Raw genomic sequence first — 16,745 nt, forward strand, 5'->3', positions numbered from 1 at the left:
GCGGCGCCAAGGCTGCGCATCATAACCGTGCACGGCACCGGATCGGGCCGCGCGCGCGGTTATTCGAGTTCCTCGAACACCAGGCTGGGGGAGGCCATCACGCGCATGACGTCTTCGGTGCGGGTGACCAGCCCTGCGCCCAGGTAGCCAAACGGCGTGTCGGCCTCCAGCGCGGCCTCGGCCACGGGGGCCAGGGCCTGGTTCAGGGGCACGTAGTAGCTACCGGCGGGCACGTCGATGGCGGCGCGCTGCGGGCGCGCATCGCCGTTCTGGGGGCTGGCCTCGGCCAGCACGGCGCCGGCTTCGGCCACGCGCAGCACCTGCAGGCCGTGCAGGCGCAGGCGCTCCACGGCGGGCTGGGCTGCAGCCGCCAACCAGTAGCCGCAGGGGCGCGCAAGCTGGCGGACCGGGCGCCACTGCAGGGAGCTGTCCCACTCGACGCGCAGCACCATGTCCTCACCGGTCTGGGGGTTCAGCAGGGTCAGGTCGCGGGTTTCCGGGGTTGGGGCGGCTTGCACGACGATTTTGCCCTGGCAGGCCAGGGCGCGGGTTTCGCGCTCGACGAAGGAGCGCACCTGCTCGAGCGGTGCAGCGCGTTCGGCCGTGCTGCGCAGTGCACTGGCGATGGCGTTGACCTGGGTGTGCACGCGGCGCTGGATATGCGTGCGCCCCAGGCCCACGCCGCGGCTGGCCACGCTCAGGCCCACGGCGTTCTTGAGGCCCTGCAGGTTGCGCAGGCTGTCGGGGTGCACGCCGTCCATGGCCATGCGGCGTTCGCCCGGACGGCCCGCGGGGTGGTGCGCCCACTCCACGCTCAGGCCGAGCTTCTGCAGGTCCTGCTCCATGGGCTGGTGGAACCATTCGCGCGCAGCCTTGGTGATGAATTCATGCACATTGCCCGTGGTGGCGTAGAGCAGGTGCGCGTCGTGGCGCTCCAGGCCGCCAAACTCGGTCAGCACGGCGCCTGCGGCGGGGAATTCGCCGCTTTCGAGCACCACCGCCGGGCGGTAGTCGCGCACCAGCCGGGCCAGCGCGCGCGCCTCGGGCGTGTGCAGCAAGAGGTGGTCGTGCGCCATGTCGGTGCCGTCGCGCGTGGCCGGGACGTCCACCTCGGCGCCATCGGGGTTGGCGCGCGGCACCACGATGACGTTGATGCGCTCGAGCAGCGGTGCCAGCAGGCCTTGCGCCAGCTCCTGGGCCACGACGAGGAGGGCCTCGCTGGCGGCGGGCGCGTTGCCGTGCTGCTGGCCGACCAGGAGCACCGTGAGGCGCTTGCTGTCGGCCAGGGCCTGCGGCTGGGTGCCTTGTGCCTGCGTCAGCACCAGTGCGTGAATGGGCGCGCCGCGCTGCGAGGGCCCGAGCGCCAGCAGTTCGGCCCGGGTTTGCCTGGGGGCCGGCTGTTGGGCCAGGCGCTCCAGCCACTGGCCGATTTCCGCATTGGTGGTGAAGGCACGCCGCTCGGTCTGCAGGCCCGGCGTGTGGTACAGGATGGCCGGATCGGGAAAGCGCGCCGCCACTGCGGGACCAAAGGGCAACTCGGGCAGGGTGCCCGCTTGCGGGGCCAGGCGCCCTATGGGAGCGGTGCGCGCGGCCTCGGGCGCGCGCGCCAGCGGTGCGGGTACCACCGTGCCGGGCTGCGCCGCGCGGCCCGGCGGCGGGATGGTGCGCACGGGCGGTGGGCTGCCCGGCGCTCCGCGGTCCGGCCAAGGGGGCAGCGGTGTGCTGCCGCACGCGGTCAATAGCAGGCTGCCCAGCACGGCGGGCAGCGCGGCGCGCGCCAGGAATGCCCCGCGCGCGGGTGCACGGACATGGGCACGGGGTGTGAGAGCGGAGGAGGGCATGGTGATGCGGTGGGTCGGTGGGGCCACGGGCTGCGCAGCGCACAGGCCAAAGTGGGCGGGATATTACCTTGGAGAGCGCTCTGCATGCAGGCGCGCGGCGGCGTGCATGCCCGTTGTTGCGCTGTAGCCGTACCCCTGCTGGTGCCCGGGTTTTATCTGGATGGCTAGGCGATTCACGGGTTCGTCGTTATGATAGTAATAAGTTACTATCTTTTTGTGTGGAGTGAGCATGAGCGAGGCAACACGCTATCTGTCGGCAGACGAACGGCGCGCGGTCACCGTGGAGGCGGTGGTCGCATTGGCCGCGCAGCAGAACCCGAGCGACATCACCACCAGCGCCATTGCGCAGCACATGGGGGTGACACAGGGCGCGCTGTTTCGCCACTTTCCGAGCAAGGAGGCCATCCTGGAGGCCGTGATGCACTGGGTGAGCGAGCGCCTTCTGGCGCGCGTGGACCGCGCCGCCGAAGCCGCTGCCACGCCCCTGCAGGCGCTGGAAGCGGTGTTCATGGCGCACATCGGCTTCGTGGCGGAGCACCCCGGCGTGCCCCGCATGCTGTTTGGCGAACTGCAGCGCCCCGGCGAGACCCTGCCCAAGAAGATGGTGCAGACGCTACTGCAGCGCTACGGAACGCGCTTGCACGGCCTGCTGGAGGAAGGCAAGGCGCGCGGGGACCTGCGCGCCGACCTCGACGTGGATGCCGCCGCCGTGCTGTTCATCGGCAGCATCCAGGGCCTGGTCATGCAGTCTCTGCTGGCCGGCGGCGTGGAGCGCATGCGCAGCGACGCGCCCCGGGTGTTTGCCATCTATTGCCGCGGCATCAGGAGCCTGCCATGAAGTTTCCCCGCATGCAGCGCCGCACGCTGGCGCTGGTGGCCGTAATCGTTCCCTTGCTCGTTCTGTTCGTCTACGTGGCGCTGCGCTCGGGGCCGCTGGCGCCGGTGGCCGTGACCGTGGCACCGGTGCAGGCGCGTGCCGTGGCACCGGCGCTGCCCGGCATAGGCACGGTGCAGGCGCGCTACACCTACCGCATCGGACCGACCTTCGCGGGGCGCGTCAAGCGCCTGGACGTGCATGTGGGCGACGCCGTGCGGGCCGGGCAGGTGCTGGGCGAGATCGATCCGGTGGACCTGGACGAGCGCATGCTGGCACAGCAATCAGCCATCCAGAGCGCCGAGGCCGCGCTGCGCCAGGCCCAGGCGCGCCAGGGCTTTGCCCAGGTGCAGACGAGCCGGTATGAGCAGCTCCTGGCCGTGCGCGGCACCAGCGAGGAAACCCTGGCCACCAAGCGCCAGGAGCTGGCCCTGGCCGAGGCAGCCCTGGGCGCCGCGCGCGAGGATGTGGCGCGCCTGCGCGCCGAGGCCCGGGCGCTGCAGGCCCAGCGCGGCAATTTTCGGCTGGTGGCACCGGTGGCCGGCCTGGTGGCGGCGCGCGATGCCGAACCGGGCTCCACCGTGGTGGCAGGGCAGGCCGTGGTCGAGGTCATAGACCCGGGCAGCCTGTGGGTCGATGCGCGCTTTGACCAGATCAGCGCCCAGGGGCTGGCCGCCGGGCTGCCGGCGCAGGTCGTGCTGCGGTCACGGCGCGGCGAACCCCTGGCCGGACGCGTGCTGCGCGTGGAGCCGCGGGCCGATGCCGTGACCGAGGAAACCCTGGCCAAGATCGTGTTCGACACGCCCCCGGCAGCACTGCCGCCGCTCGGCGAGCTGGCCGAAATCACGGTGCAGTTGCCGCAGTTGCCCAAGGCCCCGACGATCTCCAATGCCGCCATCCGTACACAGGAAGGGGTGCGCGGCGTCTGGAAGCTGGACGATGGAGGGCTGGCCTTCGCCCCTGTCGTACTGGGCCGTTCCGACCTCGATGGCCTGGTGCAGGTGGTCAGCGGCCTGGCCGAGGGGGACAGGGTGGTGGTCTACAGCGAGAAGGCGCTCACGGCCCAGAGCCGCATTCATGTGGTCGAGCACCTGGCCGGGAGGAAGGCGCCATGATCAGCCTGGCCGGGCGCGACATCCTGCATGCCTGGGGCAAGTTCATCTTCACGGGCATAGGCCTGGGGCTGCTCATCGGTGTGACGCTGACCATGGCCGGCGTCTACCGCGGCATGGTGGACGACGGCCGCGTGCTGCTGGACAACAGCGGCGCCGACCTGTGGGTGGTGCAAAAGGACACGCTGGGCCCGTACGCCGAGTCCTCCAGCATTCCCGACGACGTCTGGCGCAGCCTGCGCACCATGCCCGGGGTGGAGCAGGCGGCCAATGTCACCTACCTGACCATGCAGGTCGGCCAGGGCGGGCGTGACGTGCGCGCCATGGTGGTGGGCATCGCGGCGGGCGAGCCGGGGCTGCCCGGCTGGCCGCCCTACCTGGTGGCGGGGCGCCAGATCACGCGCGGGCATTACGAGGCCGTGGCCGATGCGGCTTCCGGCTTTGCGCTGGGCGATGTGCTGAGCATCCGCCGCAACCACTACACGGTGGTGGGGCTCACGCGCCGCATGGTGTCTTCCAGCGGCGACCCCATGGTTTTCATCCCGCTCAAGGACGCGCAGGAGGCGCAGTTCCTCAAGGACAACGACGCCATCCTCATGCAGCGCCGGCGCACCGAGGCCAACCCGGCGTTCAACCGGCCGGGCGTGCCGGGCCTGCTCGACGCCGTGATCGCCGCACAGACGAGCAACCGCTCCGTCAACGCCGTGCTGGTGCGCCTGCGGCCCGGTGCCACGCCCCAGGAGGTGGCCGAGCCCATACGCCGCTGGAAGCGACTCACGGTCTACGACCGCAGCCAGATGGAGGGCATCCTGGTGGGCAAGCTCATCGCCACCTCGGCGCGCCAGATCGGCATGTTCCTGGCCATTCTGGCAGTGGTCAGCGCGGCCATCGTGGCCTTCATCATCTACACGCTGACCATGGACAAGATCCGCGAAATCGCCGTGCTCAAGCTCATTGGCACCCGCAACCGCACCATCGCCGGGATGATCCTGCAACAGGCCCTGGTGCTGGGCCTGATCGGTTTCGTGGTGGGCAAGATCAGCGCCACGTTTGCCGCACCCATCTTCCCCAAGTACGTGCTGCTGGTGCCGCAGGACACCATCGCGGGCTTTCTGGCCGTGCAGGCCATTTGCGTGCTCGCCAGCATCGTCGCCATCCGCATGGCGCTGCGCGTCGATCCGGCCGAAGCCATAGGGGGCTGAGATGCAAGGCAAGGGCATACGCATCGAAGGCCTGTCCAAGCGCTATGGCGAGGGCGACACCGCCGTGCTGGCCTTGAAGGACGTGAACATGCACGTGGCGCCGGGCGAAGTGGTGGGCCTGATCGGGCCGTCGGGCTCGGGCAAGAGCACCCTGCTCAAGTGCCTGGGCGCGGTGATCGACCCCACGGCAGGCCGCATGGTGCTGGGCGACGAGGCGATCTACGACCAGGGCTGGAAGGTGCGCGATCTGCGCGCGCTGCGCCGCGACAGGATCGGCTTCGTCTTCCAAGCGCCGTACCTGATTCCGTTTCTCGACGTGACCGACAACGTGGCCCTGCTGCCCATGCTCGCCGGCGCGCCCAACACCCAGGCGCGCGAGCGCGCGCTGGAACTGCTCACGGCGCTGGACGTACAGCACCGTGCCCAGGCCATGCCTGCGCGCCTGTCCGGCGGCGAGCAGCAGCGCGTGGCCATCGCGCGCGGCCTGGTCAACCGCCCCCCCGTGATCCTGGCCGACGAACCCACGGCGCCGCTCGACTCCGAGCGTGCCATGGCCGTGATCCGCATCCTCAACGACATGGCCCGGCGCTACGAGACGGCCATCATCGTCGTCACGCACGACGAAAAAATCATCCCCACCTTCAAGCGCATTTACCACATCCGCGACGGCGTGACCCACGAGGAAGCGGGGGAAGGGCGCGTTTTCGCATGAGCAGGCTCTGGTGCCCGCACTCCAGGAGATCCATGATGCAGCAGCTTGCCATTTCGTTCTTGCGTGGGCGCCATGCGCTGGTACTGGCCCTGGCGGCCGCGCTCAGCGGCTGTGCCGCCGGCCCGGACTACCAGCGGCCGGCAGCCCCGGCCGTGCCAGGCTATACAGCTACCGCGCTGCCGCAGCACACGGCCGCAGCCCCGGGCCTGTTGGGCGAGGCTCAGCACTGGCAGATGGGCGCCGCGGTACCGGCCCAGTGGTGGCGTGCGCTGGGCGCCCCCCGGCTCGACGCCTGGATCGCACAGGCGCTGGAGGCCAGTCCCACGCTCGCGTCGGCCCAGGCCGCATTGCGCCAGGCGCAGGAACTGCAGTCCGCGCAGGCCGCGTCCACGCGCTACCCGCAGGTCGATGTGGGGCTGGGCGCGCAGCGCCAGCGTCAGAACGGCAGCGCACTGGCTCCGGCGGGCGGTGCGGCACCGCTTGCCGATGTGTACAGTGCCAGCCTTGGGGTGCGTTACCGCTTCGACCTCGCCGGCGGCGACCAGCAGGCGCGCCAGGCATGGGCGGCGCGCGCGGACTACCGCCGCTACCAGCTCCACGCCGCACGCCTGGCGCTGGCCGCCAACCTCACCGGCGCAGCCATTGCACGCGCCCGCCTGGCGGACCAGCGGGCTGCCATGCAGGCCTTGCTGCAGGCGCAGGACGAGCAACTGGCCCTGGCACACCAGCGCCTGCGCCTGGGCAGTGCGGGGCAGGACGAACTGCTCGCGCTGCAGGCACAGGCCGAGCGGACCCGTTCGGACCTGGCCCTGCTGCGCAAGCAGGTGCAGCACAGCGAGAACCTGCTGGCCGTGCTGGCCGGGCAGGCGCCCGGCGCGGCCGCGGTGCCGGATTTCTCGCTCGCCGAGTTCCGGCTGCCGGTGGAGCTGCCCGTGCGCGTACCCTCCGAGCTGGTGCGCCGCCGGCCCGACATCCTCGCCGCCGAGGCCTTGCTGCAGGCGGCGACCGCCGACTATGGCGTGGCCGCTGCCCGGCTGTACCCGCAGATCCAGCTCAGCGCGAGCCTGGGGTCGCAGGCTTTGACGACGGGGGCCTTGTTCAGCGGCGGTTCGGCCGTCTGGGGAGTGCTTGCGCAGTTGACGCAGCCCTTGTTCAACCCGGCCCTGCCCGCCGAAAAACGGGCAGCTCTGGCGGCGCTGGACGCAGCGGCGGCCAACTACCAGGTGGTGGTGCTCGACGCGCTGCGCGACGTCGCCGATGCATTGGGCGCCGTGGAGCACGATGCCCAGGCGCAGGTGGCGTTAGCGGCCGGCGACGCCGCCGCGCAGGCGGCGCTGCAGTCCGTGGAGCGGCAATACGCCCTGGGGGCGGCAGGCTATGTGCAGTTGCTGCTGGCGCGCCAGCAGGCACAGCAAAACCGTCTGGCCCTCATAGCCGCACAGGCTCAGCGCCTGGCCGATTCCGCCGCGCTGTACCAGGCCATGGGCGGCGGCGACGCCGCCCCGGAAACAGTGGCATCCCGGACCGGCCCCTGAGGGCCGGTGCAAAGGGGATCAGCGGCCGCGCGGGCCACCACGCATGCCACCGCCGCCCCTGCGGCCACGGTCGGCCATGCTGTCGATGCTGGTGCGCATGGGATCGGGCTCTGCTGCGCGGCCGGAGTTGCGGCGCACATGCAGGCCCAGGCCGCTGTGCGTGCCCAAGTGGGCGTCGGGGTGGGGGGGCTGGTCCTCGTAGCGCTGCGATCCGCCCTCGCCGCCACGGTTGCGGCCCGGGGCCGGGCGGTTGCGCGCGGCGTTGGCCGGGCCCTGGCCCTGGCGCTGTGCCGGGCCCTTGCCGTGGGAGGCCGGTTGCGTGCCGCCGCCATGGCCCGGCTTCTTGCGCTGGCCCTGCGGGGCGGCTGCGCCCTTGCCGGAGGCGCCCGAGCCGGTCTTGTTGGCGCGGATGCGCTCCATCATCTCGCTGCGCGCGGCCTTGGCTGCCGCCTGCATCACCTCGCGGCTGGGCGGTTTGCCCGCACCACCCCACAGCGTCTGGCGGCCCATGGCGATGGGCTCGGCCTGCTCGCCTTCGTCAGGGCCAAAGCCCTCCAGGACCTGGACCGGGATTTCCTGCTTGGTGAAGCGCTCGATCTCCATCATGAAGCCTTCTTCGTCCATGCAGACCAGGCTCACGGCCTGGCCCTCGCGCCCGGCGCGGCCCGTGCGGCCGATGCGGTGCACGTAGTCTTCGGGCACGTTGGGGATCTCGTAGTTGACCACGTGCGGCAGGTCGTCGATGTCGATGCCGCGTGCTGCAATATCCGTAGCAACCAGCGCACGAATCTGGCCGGTCTTGAAGCCTTCGAGCGCCTGGGTGCGGGCGCTCTGGCTCTTGTTGCCGTGCAGCGCCATGGCCGTCACACCGTTCTTCTGCAGGAAGTCGGCCACGTTGTTGGCGCCGAATTTGGTGCGCGTGAACACCAGCACCTGGCTCCAGTTGTTCTGCTGGATGATGTGCAGCAGCACCTGCTTCTTCTTGGCCCGGCCCACCGGGTGGATGACCTGGCTGATGCGCTGCACCGTGGTGTTGCGCGGCGTGACCTGGATGCTCTGCGGGTTGCGCAGCAGCGAGTTGGCCAGCTCGCGGATCTCGTCGCTGAAGGTGGCCGAGAACAGCAGGCTTTGCTTCTCGCGCGGCAGCAGCGCGAGGATTTTCTTCACGTCATGGATGAAGCCCATGTCCAGCATGCGGTCGGCCTCGTCGAGCACCAGGACCTCGACGGTGGAGAGGTCCAGGTGGCCCTGCTGTTGCAGGTCCAGCAAGCGGCCGGGCGTGGCCACGAGGAAGTCCACGCCGCGCTGGATGCGGTCGATCTGCGGGTTCATGCCGACGCCGCCGAAGATCACCGTGGAGTCCAGATCGAGGTACTTGCCGTAGGTGCGGATGGATTCCTCGACCTGGGCCGCCAGCTCGCGCGTGGGCGTCAGGACCAGGGCGCGCAGGCCTTTGCCGCCGCGCTTGCTCCGCGGTGCGGGCTGCTGGGCGAGGCGGTGCAGCAGCGGCAACGTGAACGCTGCCGTCTTGCCGGTGCCGGTCTGTGCGCCGGCCAGCAGATCCTGGCCCTGCAGCACGGCGGGGATGGCTTGCGCCTGGATCGGGGTGGGGTTTTCGTAGCCTTGCTCGCGCACGGCCTGCAGAATGGCCGGGGCCAGGTTCAGTTCGTCAAATGTCATGAATGGGTTTGCGCCTTCCGGGCGCCGGGGATCGGCCTGCCGAAGCAACCGCACAAGGGCTGCCGACCAGTATCAGGCTGAAGGGGTTTTCTCGGACAGGACGGCGCAAGCGGGTTGCTGCGTCCCCAGCACATGCTGCTGAAGCCGGACCCACTGGAAAGCCCGGCGCGGTCGCTATTGTCGCATGAGTCGATAATCGCGGTTTGCCCACGGCACAATTGCCGCTCTTTTGACAGAATCACTCCATGGCCCAATACGTTTTCTCGATGAACCATGTCAGCAAGACCGTGCCGCCCAAGCGGCAGATCTTGAAGGACATTTCGCTCTCCTTCTTCCCCGGTGCCAAGATCGGCGTGCTCGGCCTCAACGGCTCGGGCAAGTCCTCGCTGCTCAAGATCATGGCTGGCGTGGACAAGGAGATCGACGGCGAAGCCATCCCCATGCCGGGCATCAAGATCGGCTACCTGCCGCAGGAACCGCAGCTCAACCCCGAGCACACGGTGCGTGAGAGCGTGGAAGAGGCCATGGGCGAAGTGTTTGCCGCCCGCGCCAAGCTCGAGGAGGTGTACGCCGCCTATGCCGAGCCGGATGCCGACTTCGACGCCCTGGCCGCTGAACAGGCCCGCCTGGAGGCCATCATCGCCACGGCCGGCACCGACTCCGAGCACCAGTTGGAGATCGCCGCCGACGCGCTGCGCCTCCCCCCCTGGGACGCCAAGGTCGGCGTGCTCTCGGGTGGCGAGAAGCGCCGCATCGCGCTGTGCCGCCTGCTGCTGTCCAAGCCCGACATGCTGCTGCTCGACGAGCCCACCAACCACCTGGACGCCGAGTCCGTGGACTGGCTGGAGCAGTTCCTGTCGCGCTTCCCCGGCACCGTGGTGGCCATCACCCACGACCGCTACTTTCTCGACAACGCCGCCGAGTGGATTCTCGAACTCGACCGCGGCCACGGCATTCCCTACAAGGGCAACTACTCCGAGTGGCTGTCGCAAAAGCAGAGCCGCCTGGAGGCCGAGCAGAAGGGCGAGGAGGCCCGCGCCAAGGCCCTGAAGAAGGAACTGGAGTGGGTGCGCCAGAACGCCAAGGGCCGCCAGGCCAAGAGCAAGGCGCGTATCGCCCGCTTCGAGGAGCTGAGCGATTACGAATACCAGAAGCGCAACGAGACGCAGGAAATTTTCATTCCTGTGGCCGACCGCCTGGGCAGCCAGGTCATCGAGTTCAAGAATGTCAGCAAGTCCTTCGGCGACCGCCTGCTGATCGACAACCTGAGCTTCAACATCCCGGCGGGCGCCATCGTCGGCATCATCGGCCCGAACGGCGCCGGTAAATCAACGCTGTTCAAGCTGATCGCCGGCAAGGAGCAGCCCGACAGCGGCGAGGTGGTGATCGGCCAGACCGTCAAGATGGCCTTCGTGGACCAGCACCGCGATGCGCTGGCCAACGACAAGACCGTCTGGGAAGACGTCTCGGGCGGCCTGGACATGCTCACCATCGGCAAGTTCCAGATGGCCAGCCGCGCCTACTGCGGCCGCTTCAACTTCAACGGCCAGGACCAGCAGAAGAAGGTCGGCATGCTCTCGGGCGGTGAGCGCGGGCGCCTGCACCTGGCCAAGACGCTGATCCAGGGCGGCAACGTGCTGCTGCTCGACGAGCCCTCCAACGACCTGGACGTGGAAACCCTGCGGGCGCTGGAAGACGCGCTGCTCGAATACGCGGGCACGGTGCTGGTCATCAGCCACGACCGCTGGTTCCTGGACCGCATCGCCACGCACATCCTGGCGGCCGAGGGCGACAGCCAGTGGACCTTCTTCGACGGCAACTATCAGGAATACGAAGCCGACAAGAAAAAACGCCTGGGCGAAGAGGGTGCGCGGCCGCACCGCATGCGCTTCAAGGCGCTCAAGTAGAAGTAGGATAGGAGGCCGTGTAGCAACCTCCCGCGCGCAACAAAATGCAACAAACCTCCCCCCGTTCCCGGACGGTGTTTCGAGCCTGCGTCGTCAACGCTGTGCGCGAGGGCGAGGCGTTGATGCAGCAGCTGGTGCAGATCACGCGCGGAGCGCTCACCAGCCAGGAATCCGAGCTGCGCGACCTCGCGCGGCGCGACCTGGCGAGCGATGCGCTGCGCCTGCTCAACCAGCACGAAGCGGCCATGCTCAAGGGCTATCCCATGGCCCTGCTGGAGATTTTTGCCGACGGTCCCGAGCCTGCCAAAACCAGCAAGGCCGATGCCACAGGGCTGGATTTTGGCGAGCTGTCGCTGCTGGACGAGGACGAGGTGCAGGCCCAGGTCGAGCTCTCGCGCGCCCAGCAACTGGCCGTGCATACCACCGAGGCCCAGCTCGCCGAACTCAATGGCCTGGTCAGTGCCGCCCAGGGGCTGCGCCGTGTACACCCGGAACGCAACCCGCTGCGGCCCGAGAACTACATCCGCGCCTTGCAGCAGGTGATTGCCGATACCGGCGTGGCGGCCCCCATCCGCGAGGCCTGGATGCAGCCCATGCGCACGCAATTGGGCAGCTTGCTCGTGGACGTGTACAAGCGTGCGGCGCAAAGCCTGCGCGACCAGGGCATTCAGCCCGTGGGCTATGGCGCTGCACCGGCCGGGGCCGGCCGCAGCGGTGCGGCCAGCCTGCATGGCGGCGGCTACGGCGCTGCCCCGTCCAGCCAGTGGGCCGGGACGGGGCACAGCGGCTATGCTGCGGCGGGAACAGGCTATGGACCGCCCGCCGGCTACGCGGGCTCGGGCTGGGCGGGTGACCCCGGCATGAGCGGCCTGGCCCCCGAAGCCGAGGAGGCGCTGCTCACCGTGGGCATACTGCGCCAGATGCTTGCAGGCGCAGGGGACCCTTACCCGCCGGTGTCCCTCCAGCCCTCGCTCGCCATGCCCGCAGCGCCCAGCCAGCGTGGGCCTGTGTACGGCGCGCCCGTGCCACCGGGCGGCGCCCACTACACCGACGTGAACGCCGCGGCCGCCGAGGCCATGGATGACATTGCCGAGCTCGAACGCCTCGTGGGGCGTCTGGCGGGCAGCACCCAGCCCACGGGGGGTTACCTCCACAGCGGCCACAGCGCCCCGCGCAGCCTGTATGGCGTGGTCTACGGACCTGCCGAGGCGGCGTCGCCCGCGCTTGCTGCCGAGGTCGTGGCCCGCATGGTGGACAACATCGCCCGCGATGCGCGCCTGCTGCCGCCGGTGCAGCGCGCCGTGCAGGGCATGGAGCCCGCCATTCGCAAGCTGGTGCGCCACGATACGCGCTTCTTCGGCGACGCCCGCCACCCCGCACGCCGCCTGCTCGATGAAGTCACGCAGCGCAGCCTGGCGTTCGCGGAGGAGGGCGCACCAGGGTTTCGCAGCTTCATGCGCCTGGTGGAACAGGCGGTGGACCACCTGGCGCAAAAGCAGGACATCACCAGCCCGGCCCCCTTCGAGGCCGTGCTCAAGGCCCTGGAAAACGCCTGGGAGAAGCAGGAAAAAAAGCGCCAGGCCCACCGCGAGGCCGAGAAGCAGGCGCTGGTGCAGGCCGAGCAGCGCGAGCTGCTCGCCGAAAAAATCGCCGGCAATATCCGCAAGCTCACGGGCGTGGAGTCTGTGCCGGTCGATATCCTGGAATTCGCCACCGGCCCCTGGGCCCAGGTGGTGGCCCAGGCGCAATCGGGCGCGGCGGCGGGCGGCGAGGCCGACCCGGGCGGCTACCTGGCGCTGATCCCGGAGCTTTTCTGGAGCGTGCAGCCTGCCCTGGTCGGAGCCGACAAGGACCGCCTGGTGCACTGCATTCCGGGCATGCTCAGCAAGCTGCGCGAGGGGCTGCGCTCCATCGATCACCCCGCGGCACTCAGCAGTGCCTTCATCGAGCGTCTGGTGCTGCTGCACCAGCAGGTGCTCGAAGCCGTGCAGTCCCAGCAGGCGGCGCCCGATTCCGTGGCGCCGCCCATCACCCACGAGGCCGATCTGGAGCCGCCGGCATCGGCTGACGCGGCGCTCGACGTGAACCTGGAAGAGCCCGGGCCGGCGACGCCTGCGGCGCCGGAGGAAGACCCGTTCTACATCGGCGCCTGGGTCGATCTGGTGAGCAATGGCAAGGTCGTGCGCACCCAACTCACCTGGGTCAGCCCGCACAACACCCTGTTCCTGTTCACCGGGGCCGATGGCAGCACCCAGTCGATGACACGGCGCATGCGCGACAAGCTCACCGCCGAGGGCCTGCTGCGCATTCTGCCGCGCCAGCATGTGGTGGACAGCGCCATTGATGCCATGGCCTCTGCCAGCCGCCGCAAGCGCTCCTCCTCGCGCGGCAAGTAAAAAGGCGCTTCAGGCGCTGCGCTGGCCCCAGGTGGCATCGCCCAGCCCGGGCAGATGCAGGCCCTGCGGCGTGGTCACACTGCGTGCGGCCTGCACGGCGCGCAGGGTGGCGCGGGCCACGGCTTCGGCGGCCATGGTGGCGAGCAGCAGCATGCCGGGGTGGCGCCCCGCACGGCCGGTGCCCAGGGCAAACAGGGTGTCGCCATCCAACTGCGTGTGCACCGGGTTGATGCTGCGCGCCAGCCCGTCGTGCCCGGCCACGGCCAGGCGCTGCGCCTGCGCCTTGGTGAGCACCGCGTCGGTGGCGATGACGCCGATGGTGGTGTTCGTGCCCGCCAGCAGGGACTGCGCCAGCGCGCCGCGCAGCAGCGCGCGCCGGGTGTCGGCCAGGTGCAGGCCGTCGGCCGTGCGCGCGCCGGCCACGGGGCGTGCGGTATCGGGGTCGAGCACGTCGCCCACGGCGTTGCAGGCGATCAGGGCGCCCACGGTGACGCCATCGACGCTCACCGAGGCGCTGCCTATGCCGCCCTTCATGGCCCGCTGCATGCCGAACATCTTGCCCACGCTGGCGCCGGCCCCGGCACCCACGTTGCCCTCCGGCGGGTCGGCCGTGCCCGCCGCGGCGCAGGCGGCATAGCCGGCAGCGGCGTCGGGACGCACGCGCATGTCGCCCACCATCAGGTCGAACAGCACAGCCGCCGGCACCAGCGGCAGACGGCCGACGCCCACGTCCAGGCCCACGCCTTGCTCCTCAAGCCAGCGCACGGCGCCGGTGGCGGCCTCCAGGCCCCAGGCGCTGCCGCCCGCGAGCACTACGGCGTGCACCCGGTCCACCAGATGGCAGGGGTCGAGCAGATCGGTTTCGCGCGTGCCGGGCGCCGCACCGCGCACATCGACACCGGCCACGGCGCCCTCGCGCACCACGACCACGCTGCAGCCCGTGGGTCGGCGTGCATCGGTGAAATGGCCCACCTCGATGCCCGCCACGCGGGTGATGCTGCCCGGGTCGGTGTGCGGATTCATGCGCGCGGCTTGCCGTGGTAGCTGCTGAAAACGCGCGTGCTGCCGTCGCGCGCCACGAGCAGCACATCGTAGGGGTCGCGCCGGTTGCCGTAGACGGGCCCGTCCATGCCCGGCGAGCCCACGGGCATGCCCGGCACGGCCAGGCCCAGGGCCTGGGGTTTTTGCTGCAGCAGGCGGCGCACATCGGCAGCCGGCACATGGCCCTCGATCAGGTAGCCCCCCACCAGCGCCGTGTGGCAGGAGCCGAGCTGCGACGGCAGGCCCAGGCGCGCGCGCACCGCCGCATTGCCCGTGGGGTGCACGGTGAAGACGAAACCCTGCGCCTGCATGTGCTCGACCCAGTCCTGGCAGCAGCCGCACTGCGGGTCTTTCCACAGTTCCACGGGCGTGGACTGGGGTGCGGCGGCCAGCGCTACCGGGCCCAGGGCGGCCAGGGCCATGCCCGCTCCCACAGCAGGAAGGGCGGCGGCCAGCCATTGGCGGCGGCCTGGAATGTGGGGGGAAAGCGTGTGCAAGGGGCTCATGTCAAGGACTCTGGTGTGCAGGCGCAGCCTGCGGGGGTGGGGCAGGGCAGGGCCCTGCGCGGCAGGGGCCCGTCCGTCTCTTGCGAGGCGGCGGGGGCGGAAATGGTTCCCTTCTCAGGTGCCCGTGTAGCGCCCGGGCCGGTGGTTGAGAGCCAGGATGAGGTTCAAGGCCACGGCGCCAAGCACCGACCAGGCGACGCGCGCAGGCTCCACCACCGCCAGGGCCAGCAGCACGATACCGCAGTCCACGGCCATCTGCACCTTGCCCGCACGCCAGCCGTAGCGGTCCTGCAGATACAGCGCGGCGATGCCTATGCCGCCCAGGCTGCAGCGGTGGCGAAACAGGGCCAGAAAGCCCGTGCCCATGGTCAAGCCACCGGCCAGGGCAGCGTACAGGGGGTCGATGTGCGCGACCTGCAGGAAACGGGCCTGCACCTCGGTCACCAGCGACAGCAGCAGCACGGCCGCAAAGGTCTTGAGCGTGAACTCGCGCCCGAGCTTGCGCAGCGCCAGCCAGTAGAACGGCAGGTTGAGCACGAAGAAGACCTTGCCGAAGCCTATGCCCGTGGCGTAGTGCAGCAGAAAGGCCAGCCCCGCCGTACCGCCCGTGAGCAGGCCTGCGCTGGAGAAAAAGGCCACGCCGACGGAGATCATCAACACGCCCGTGAAGATGGCCACGGTGTCTTCGGTAGCGCTGTGGGGGGCGGCGGCGGGTGGGGCTGGGGCAGTCATCGGCAGGGTGTTCGGGTGAGCCAGGGATTGGAACACGGGCGGCGTGCTCATTCCACCCAGGCCGCTTCCACATAGACGAGCTCGCAGGCTCCGGCGCCGCTGTCGGTGCGTGACAGCGAGCTGTTCCAGCGCCAGCCGCTGGGGTGCGTGATGTTCACCAGCTTGCCCTGTAGCCGGATGTAGCGCCCCGCGCGCGCCTGCTCCAGGGCCTGGCGCACGGCGGGGTTGGCCGGGATCATGTGCATATTGGACGAGGTGGCGATGATCTCGTCCGGCGGAATGGGTGGCCGGTCGGGCCAGGAATAGCGGTACCAGCGCCCGCCCTGGGTGATGTGCAAGGCCTGGTAGACCGCGGGCTCGGTCATGCGCTTCCAGCCCAGGGCCAGGTCCATGGGCGAGAGCTCCGCCTCGCGGCCCAGGCGGTAATCCTCCCGCCCCAGGATGCGCGCGCGCACGGCGAACTCGGCCACGGGGTGCACCTGGTAGGCACCCAGCGGAAAAGGGCGGGCGCTCGTGGGCTCCTGCACCGGCTCGGCGGCAAAGCTCTGCTGCGCCAGCGCAAGGCCCGAACCGATCCTCTGGGGCGCGGTGCGCGCGCGCCAGGTGTCGGCCGCGAAGAACAGTCCGGTCAGCAGTGCACCGATCACCAGCATGGAGCGCAATGTCATGGCGGCGATTGGACCACGATGCTGGCATGATGGCCGGGCCTTTGCCGCCAGTCCACCCCGCCATTCCACCGTGAGCATGTCCCTTTCTGCCCCCAGCCTGCGCATCGGCGACGCCGCCCGCCTCTCGGGCGTGACGGCCGCCAACATCCGCTACTACGAGCGCGAAGGGCTGCTGCCGCCCGGCGCACGCAGCAGCAACCGCTACCGGCTCTACAGCCAGGCCGACGTGCACCGGCTGCGCCTGATCCGGCTGTGCCGGGCCATGGACATGTCGCTGGACGAGGTGCGCACGCTGCTCGCCCTGGACCTGCGCTCCCAGGCCGATTGCGACGCGGCCTGCGCCGCCATCGACGGGCATCTGGAGCATGTGCGCGAACGGCTGGCGGAGCTGCAGGCCCTGGAGCGCAGCCTGCTCGCGCTGCGCAACTCCTGCGACGGCACTGGCACCCACTGCGGCATCATCGAAGCGCTGCACGCCCAGGCGGATGCGCAGGACGCCCCGGCACGCCCCGGCCAGCACCTGCGGCATGTGTGATGCT

General features: G+C 70.1%; 14 protein-coding genes. 8 read left to right on the plus strand and 6 right to left on the minus strand.

Features of this window, described 5'->3' with window-relative positions; genetic code table 11:
• Positions 1 to 59: 59 nt before the first annotated feature.
• Positions 60 to 1,841: a M14 family zinc carboxypeptidase gene (locus tag CGR01S_RS05135; protein ID WP_052382500.1), complete on the minus strand. Its 1,782-nt coding sequence runs from the start codon at positions 1,839 to 1,841 to the stop codon at positions 60 to 62.
• A gap of 229 nt (positions 1,842 to 2,070) precedes the next feature.
• On the opposite strand from CGR01S_RS05135, the gene CGR01S_RS05140 reads away from it, so the two are divergent.
• The 5 genes from CGR01S_RS05140 to CGR01S_RS05160 are packed head-to-tail and all read left to right on the plus strand — an operon-like array spanning position 2,071 to position 7,276.
• Complete coding sequence (locus CGR01S_RS05140; RefSeq protein ID WP_042423173.1) at positions 2,071 to 2,679, plus strand: TetR/AcrR family transcriptional regulator; 609 nt, start codon at positions 2,071 to 2,073, stop codon at positions 2,677 to 2,679.
• Positions 2,676 to 3,830, plus strand: coding sequence for an efflux RND transporter periplasmic adaptor subunit (locus CGR01S_RS05145; RefSeq protein ID WP_042423176.1), 1,155 nt, complete (start codon positions 2,676 to 2,678; stop codon positions 3,828 to 3,830). Before CGR01S_RS05140 ends, CGR01S_RS05145 begins: the two co-directional genes overlap by 4 nt.
• A complete protein-coding gene (locus tag CGR01S_RS05150; RefSeq protein WP_042423179.1) occupies positions 3,827 to 5,029 on the plus strand; it encodes an ABC transporter permease in 1,203 nt (400 codons plus the stop codon). The genes CGR01S_RS05145 and CGR01S_RS05150 overlap by 4 nt, the downstream gene beginning before the upstream one ends.
• A gap of 1 nt (position 5,030) precedes the next feature.
• Positions 5,031 to 5,741, plus strand: a complete 711-nt coding sequence (locus tag CGR01S_RS05155) for an ABC transporter ATP-binding protein (RefSeq protein ID WP_042423181.1) — start codon at positions 5,031 to 5,033, stop codon at positions 5,739 to 5,741.
• Between the two features lie 35 nt (positions 5,742 to 5,776).
• Positions 5,777 to 7,276: an efflux transporter outer membrane subunit gene (locus tag CGR01S_RS05160; RefSeq protein WP_042423506.1), complete on the plus strand. Its 1,500-nt coding sequence runs from the start codon at positions 5,777 to 5,779 to the stop codon at positions 7,274 to 7,276.
• A gap of 18 nt (positions 7,277 to 7,294) precedes the next feature.
• On the opposite strand, the gene CGR01S_RS05165 is transcribed toward CGR01S_RS05160, so the two are convergent.
• A complete protein-coding gene (locus CGR01S_RS05165) occupies positions 7,295 to 8,956 on the minus strand; it encodes a DEAD/DEAH box helicase (protein WP_042423184.1) in 1,662 nt (553 codons plus the stop codon).
• A 245-nt stretch (positions 8,957 to 9,201) separates the two neighbouring features.
• Between CGR01S_RS05165 and ettA the strand changes: the two genes are divergently transcribed.
• The gene (ettA, locus tag CGR01S_RS05170; RefSeq protein WP_042423187.1) at positions 9,202 to 10,863 is read left to right on the plus strand and encodes an energy-dependent translational throttle protein EttA; all 1,662 of its coding nucleotides are present in this window, start codon (positions 9,202 to 9,204) and stop codon (positions 10,861 to 10,863) included.
• Between the two features lie 44 nt (positions 10,864 to 10,907).
• On the plus strand, positions 10,908 to 13,259 hold the full coding sequence (locus tag CGR01S_RS05175; protein ID WP_042423189.1) for a DUF1631 family protein: 2,352 nt from the start codon (positions 10,908 to 10,910) through the stop codon (positions 13,257 to 13,259).
• A 9-nt stretch (positions 13,260 to 13,268) separates the two neighbouring features.
• Here the strand turns inward: CGR01S_RS05175 and CGR01S_RS05180 are convergent, their stop codons facing one another.
• The 4 genes from CGR01S_RS05180 to CGR01S_RS05195 form a co-directional block, all read right to left on the minus strand.
• Positions 13,269 to 14,282 (minus strand): P1 family peptidase, encoded by a 1,014-nt coding sequence (locus CGR01S_RS05180; RefSeq protein ID WP_042423193.1) that lies wholly within the window; start codon positions 14,280 to 14,282, stop codon positions 13,269 to 13,271.
• Positions 14,279 to 14,806, minus strand: coding sequence for a DUF411 domain-containing protein (locus tag CGR01S_RS05185; protein WP_042423196.1), 528 nt, complete (start codon positions 14,804 to 14,806; stop codon positions 14,279 to 14,281). Before CGR01S_RS05185 ends, CGR01S_RS05180 begins: the two co-directional genes overlap by 4 nt.
• 114 nt (positions 14,807 to 14,920) lie before the next feature.
• On the minus strand, positions 14,921 to 15,538 hold the full coding sequence (locus CGR01S_RS05190) for a YitT family protein (protein ID WP_042423508.1): 618 nt from the start codon (positions 15,536 to 15,538) through the stop codon (positions 14,921 to 14,923).
• A gap of 47 nt (positions 15,539 to 15,585) precedes the next feature.
• Positions 15,586 to 16,206, minus strand: coding sequence for a hypothetical protein (locus CGR01S_RS05195; protein WP_042423199.1), 621 nt, complete (start codon positions 16,204 to 16,206; stop codon positions 15,586 to 15,588).
• A gap of 76 nt (positions 16,207 to 16,282) precedes the next feature.
• On the opposite strand from CGR01S_RS05195, the gene CGR01S_RS05200 reads away from it, so the two are divergent.
• Positions 16,283 to 16,741, plus strand: a complete 459-nt coding sequence (locus tag CGR01S_RS05200; protein WP_042423202.1) for a MerR family transcriptional regulator — start codon at positions 16,283 to 16,285, stop codon at positions 16,739 to 16,741.
• Positions 16,742 to 16,745: the final 4 nt, after the last annotated feature.

The sequence above is a fragment of the Comamonas granuli NBRC 101663 genome (assembly GCF_000739995.1).
Lineage (GTDB): Bacteria > Pseudomonadota > Gammaproteobacteria > Burkholderiales > Burkholderiaceae_C > Simplicispira > Simplicispira granuli.